Here is a 5,533-nt window from a genome sequence, read left to right on the forward strand (position 1 = left end):
GTTTTTTAGTCTACATGCATTTATTTGCACTTAAGCAAATTAAATTGCATATACGCAAGTTTATTCGTAGACTCAACTTTTTCAACTGCGTAAAAACCCAAACCTAAGTACAAGGTTTGGGTTTTTTCTTTCTTCTTAATCTTCTTCCTTATTCTTGCTTTTAATCTTATCTTTGATTCTTTTTACTTGTTCTTCGTATTTCTCAATATCCTTTATTTCACCTTTACCATAGCGCACAGAGTTATATGCATTGATTAGCTCATCTTCATTCGGTATTTGTATTCGCTCCAACCACTCTTTTAATGTTTCATTTTGGTGTCGACCCATCTTGTATTTAGATGCATATTTTTGAAGTTGGAAGATTAGTTTTCTGATTTGCTCTGTTGGGGCAGAGTGTTTGAAAAAGCGTATTTTTTTCCTCTTGTGTTCTGGTATTGCATTATATTCGATGCTGATTTCTTGTTTGGCAGTATGTTTTTCATTACGTATATAAGTAAGCTTTCTTAGGACTAGCCAAATTACGATTAAAACGATCATCAATAATAATAACCATACCCAAGTAGGAGTCAACTCTAAAATATAATGGTGATTACGTATATTTTGTGGAAGTTTATCTTCAGCGCTTGAATTTTGGCCAAGCTTGATTTTTTTCTCTTTAATAGTGATGTGATCTACATAGTTAAAGAAAGGAGTTCCTAAAAAACCAACTGCACTAAATAAACCGTCCAGTAATTTAAAAATCGCCCACTTTAAGATCGGTAATATTAACGATATGGTACCAGTAAGCAGGGCTGCTATACTAATAGATCCTATAATTCCTCGATAGTTTTTAATGGTTTGTGTAGTGACAGCTTGTTGAAAGTATCTACCTAAACTAAATAGAATTGTAAAAATGATTATTATCAATAATATCAAGTTCATATGAGAATAATGTGAAGTCCAACCAAAAAAGAGGACTACCAAACTCGTTAAATAAAAAATGATTTGCAATTTATTTCGTTCTTCGATCCATAACGAAGTGTCTTTAAGGAAAGCCTCAAGTCGAAAATAGATAAAGCTAGCGCATAAAATAGATGTAACAGAATTTAATCCAAGAGTATAACTGATTCCTCCAGAAATTATGGCCGCTAGAAATGGAATAACTCGTGATACTTGAGACTTTCGTAATGAGTAAAGTAAAAATAGATTTCCAATCAAAAATATACAAATGATTGCCAAAGTAGGTGGCAGTTGATTTTTTGATTCGTATAGAAAGATAACGATTAAATAGAGTAATAGATATTCTAATGAAAAAAAGTATGTAGAAAGTAAACGTAAAATCATTTCATTTTCCTTTCGACTTAATGATGTCCAAATGGAACAAGTGTTGGACTTTCTAAATCATCTTGTAGATAATAGATGCTTTGGCCACGTTTTCGCATTTGAGCGAAATATCGATCTCCATGCTTACCGAACGGGCCACATAAAATAACAACGGGAGATTTTCGTTGCTGCTTTTCTACGTAATGCAGTAATCGATCAATTGGCTGTGTCATCATTGCGCCATTAATTCGAGCAAGAATATCATAAGTTTTACCTAATTGAGATTTACCTCCACCAATAGGTAAATGATAAACAGGAACTCCACTTTCCATGTTCAAATTTAGAAATATTTCATAATTAATATTTTTTATTGCAGCGTATTGGACTATATAGGAAATATTACTAACAATTGATTCGATGTTTTCAATTATACTTAATCTAAAATTATCATGATGAGTATCTCGTAAATTTATAATAAAAGTAATTGAATAGTCAGCAGTTCGTTCATAAATTTTCGTTTGAAGTACTTGAGTTTTAGCACTAGCTTTCCAGTGAATTCGATGAAATGAGTCCGAATAGACATAGTCTCTTGTTCCAATCGGAGCTAGAAAATCTTCAAACATACTAGTATTTGTTACAAAACTACCATATGAGTTCGTTGAAATTATTTGGTCAATTTGAGGTACAGGAATTAATGTAGGATATATAATAATTTCTTTATGTAAAAATGGTTTATAGGTTAAATATAGATAACCTAAACTGAAAAAGTTTGAAATTTTTAATTCTACATGTTTAATTCTAGTAACACCTCGTTTAGTGGCTGAAAGGGGTAATGAAATCTGAATCGTTTCGTTACCTTTTAGTTGAATAGGGATAATTAATTCTAAATCTGAATCGCTACTAACTGTTTTAAAATTTATTGCATCTACTATTGGTTCTAATTTTATTCGAACTGTTGCGTTTATAATTGGCAACCAATGATTCTGGGTGATCTTTACAGGTAAATTAAATTGTTCTCCGACGGAAACTCGAATGGGTTCCTTGTCGTTTTCAATGATCAGGTGATCAGCAATATGTTTTAAATAGTATCGACTCATCAAACTAATGATGATTAAAAATCCTCCTAAAAACATTAATAAATAAGAAGATTGATAGATATTAATGATTAGAAATATGACCCCAAAAATAATTAGGATATCAAGTGAATTTTTACCATGTATTTCTTTATTCCAAGTCATTTATTGACCAGCTCCAGCTTCTACAGGAACTTCAACTTGATTTAAAACTGATTCAATAACTTGTATAGCATTTTTCTTTAAGGATGCCTCAAGGGTTAAGACTAATCTGTGTGATAGAAGATAAATCGCAACTTCCTTCACATCTTGTGGAGTGACAAATGATCTATTGTTTATATATGCTTTACCTTGTGAAGCTCTCATTAGTGCCAATGTACCACGTGGACTAATACCGAGTTGAATATCTTCATGATTTCTTGTTGAATGAATAATATTTAAAATATAATCCTCTACTTCTTCCGAAATTGTAACAGTTTTCACCTGTTCTTTCATTTCATCAATTTCTTCTAAAGTTAGTACATTTTTTAAATTCAAAAATGGAGTATTTGAACGATATGACTTCATAATGCTTTTTTCTTCTTCAAATGTAGGGTATTCCAAACTAATTTGCATAAAAAATCGATCCATTTGTGCTTCAGGTAATGGAAACGTACCTTGTTGTGATTCAATTGGATTTTGGGTTGCGATAACAATAAACGGATTTGGAAGAGGAATAGTTTCTCCATCGATTGTTACTTGGCGTTCTTCCATAACTTCTAATAAACTAGCCTGTGTCCTAGGTGTAGCACGATTAATCTCATCTGCTAATAAAATATTTGTCATAACAGGACCGATTCGAAGCTGAAAGTCTTGTTCTTTTGGATGAAAAAATTGAATACCTGTTACATCACTAGGTAATAAATCCGGAGTAAATTGAATCCTTTTAAACGATCCGTTAATCGTTTTGGCAAAGCTTTTAGCTAATTGTGTCTTTCCGGTACCAGGGACACTTTCGAGTAAAATATGTCCATTATTAATAAGAGCGATGAAAATCATTTCAACGACATCCTCTTTACCAATTATGACATGACTAATCTCTTTCTTTAATTGTAATAACTTTTCTGTTCTATTCATTGTTCTCTCCTTATCTTTCAAAACGTTTTAAGAATAATTAAATATGAATTGTGACCTGTTTAAAAGTCAAAAAATGTTGAACATGCTATTATTTTAATAGTTCAACATTAGTAAAGTCCAATAATTCTCAATTTTTAAAATCTATTTAAGTAAACGATTAATATTGTTTGATATTTTTAAATAAACACTGTAGAATATATTGTTTGTTTGTTAAAAAATGGAAATAACTTAAAAGGAGTACAGTCGGAAACAACAATGATAGACGAAAGTTTTTAAAGTTCTTAAAGATTATTAATTGATAATAAGGATTAAAATATTAATAGATAAAGGTTCGGATTGTTTTGTCATTCCCTATACCATGCATTCCAATGAACCTCCCTTTAACAGGAGAGAAAAAGATGAAAAAAATAATTGTAATATTAGTAACCTGTATTATTGCTTTACTTTACGGGTGTACAAAAAATAATCAAGAGGAACACAAAGTAAAAGAAAATAATCGAAATACAGAACAGGTTAAAGTGCAGAAAGAACCTATAAAAAAAATAAATCAGGTTGTTTCAAAGGTGACTGTTGGTGCTGTAGGAGACCTATTAATTCATAATGAAGTTTATGAAGATGCTATGCTTCCAAATGGTGTATATAACTTTAATAAAATGTTTGATGAAGTTAGAAAAACGATGGAAAAGCCAGATATTTTAGTAGCAAATCAAGAAACGATGATTGGTGGTAAGCAATTCGGATTATCTACGTATCCAGCGTTTAATAGTCCATATGAAGTTGGAGATGCACTCAAAGGGGCTGGGGTTGATTTTGTAACACTGGCCAATAATCATTCGCTTGATCGAGGTGAAAAAGTTATACGAAGTGCGATTTCCCATTGGGACGCTATTCATATGCCATATACAGGTGCTTTTAAATCGCAAGCAGATCATGACCAAATTAGGGTGATAAATAAAAATAATATTGGATTTTCATTTCTTGCTTATACATTTGGTACAAATGGGATTCCAGTCCCTAAAGGAAAAGATTATTTAGTAAATTTGATTGATCTTGGCAAAATACGTAGTGATGTTGAACGGGCAAAGAAAATATCAGATGTTGTAGTAGTTGCTATGCATTGGGGTGTTGAATATGAAAGAATGCCGAACAATACCCAAAAAAATCTTGCAAAACAATTGGCTGATATGGGAGTTCAAATTATTATTGGAAATCATCCACACGTTCTGCAACCGCCGGCATGGATCACTGGCAAAATGGGGAATAAAACAATCGTCTTTTACTCATTAGGAAATTACTTATCAGCTCAAGATGAAATCTATGAGTTAATTGGTGGCATGGGTACAATTGATGTAGTTAAAACTCAAACTGATCAAAATATAAAAATTGAATTGAAAAATCCAAGTTTTTTCCCAACGTATAATTACTATCGTGATAATCGTAACTTTAAAATTATGTCTTTAGAAAATATTGATGATGTCAATCTAAAAAATGGCAAAATGAGATACAACGAAATAATGAACTATATGCGAACAAATATTAAGGATTTAAAAAGTATTCCTGGGGTTCAATAGAATCTAAAATATGGGCTAAATTTTAAACATTGAAAATTGTTTATACAAGCTTTCTAGTTGTTGAAATTTAAAATAGTCAAACGTATATTAAGTGAATTTTATTGATATTATTATTCATTTTTTAATGATCTAGATCTATTAATGATTTTAAATGTTAATATGTAATATATTTGAGTAGTTTTATAATACTAACAAACTCTAGTAATTGTTTATTTTTGAGAAGTTAAAAAAGTTTAAGAGCTAATTTTTAGAAAAATAAGTATGAATGATCATTATAATAAGTCGAAGTTCGATCTTAATTGACCATACAAACTGATTAACAAGCGGTTATGCAACTCTAAGTAAAGGATATTAAATTCGGTTTTAGTGTAATCATTTTTTTATGAATAAGTTGATTGGAACGGAAGGATGATCGACTCCTATGGGATAAGCGGGGAGGCTAAAGACCCCGCAGGCTCGCCCCACGGAAAG

General features: G+C 31.1%; 4 protein-coding genes. 1 reads left to right on the forward strand and 3 read right to left on the reverse strand.

The annotated features are described in order from the left end of the window. Positions 1–135: 135 nt before the first annotated feature. From COI44_RS15595 to COI44_RS15605, 3 genes are read right to left on the reverse strand one after another with little or no spacing between them, the layout of a single operon-like run. Positions 136–1,323 (reverse strand): hypothetical protein, encoded by a 1,188-nt coding sequence (locus COI44_RS15595; protein ID WP_098428757.1) that lies wholly within the window; start codon positions 1,321–1,323, stop codon positions 136–138. A gap of 17 nt (positions 1,324–1,340) precedes the next feature. Beyond that, entirely contained in the window at positions 1,341–2,540 is a 1,200-nt protein-coding gene (locus COI44_RS15600; protein ID WP_098428758.1) for a DUF58 domain-containing protein, read from the reverse strand. Next, entirely contained in the window at positions 2,541–3,491 is a 951-nt protein-coding gene (locus COI44_RS15605) for an AAA family ATPase (RefSeq protein ID WP_098428759.1), read from the reverse strand. Between the two features lie 398 nt (positions 3,492–3,889). Here COI44_RS15605 and COI44_RS15610 point away from each other — a divergent pair, with 398 nt between their 5' ends. Beyond that, positions 3,890–5,062, forward strand: coding sequence for a CapA family protein (locus COI44_RS15610; RefSeq protein ID WP_179887141.1), 1,173 nt, complete (start codon positions 3,890–3,892; stop codon positions 5,060–5,062). The last annotated feature ends 471 nt before the right edge of the window (positions 5,063–5,533 follow it).

The organism is Bacillus sp. AFS088145 (assembly GCF_002564465.1).
Lineage (GTDB): Bacteria > Bacillota > Bacilli > Bacillales > Bacillaceae_G > Gottfriedia.

Coding starts and splice junctions, on each gene's coding strand:
- COI44_RS15610 (WP_179887141.1), top strand. CDS start 3,890: ATGAAAAAAATAATTGTAATATTAGTAACCTGTATTATTGCTTTACTT.
- COI44_RS15605 (WP_098428759.1), bottom strand. CDS start 3,491: ATGAATAGAACAGAAAAGTTATTACAATTAAAGAAAGAGATTAGTCAT.
- COI44_RS15600 (WP_098428758.1), bottom strand. CDS start 2,540: ATGACTTGGAATAAAGAAATACATGGTAAAAATTCACTTGATATCCTA.
- COI44_RS15595 (WP_098428757.1), bottom strand. CDS start 1,323: ATGATTTTACGTTTACTTTCTACATACTTTTTTTCATTAGAATATCTA.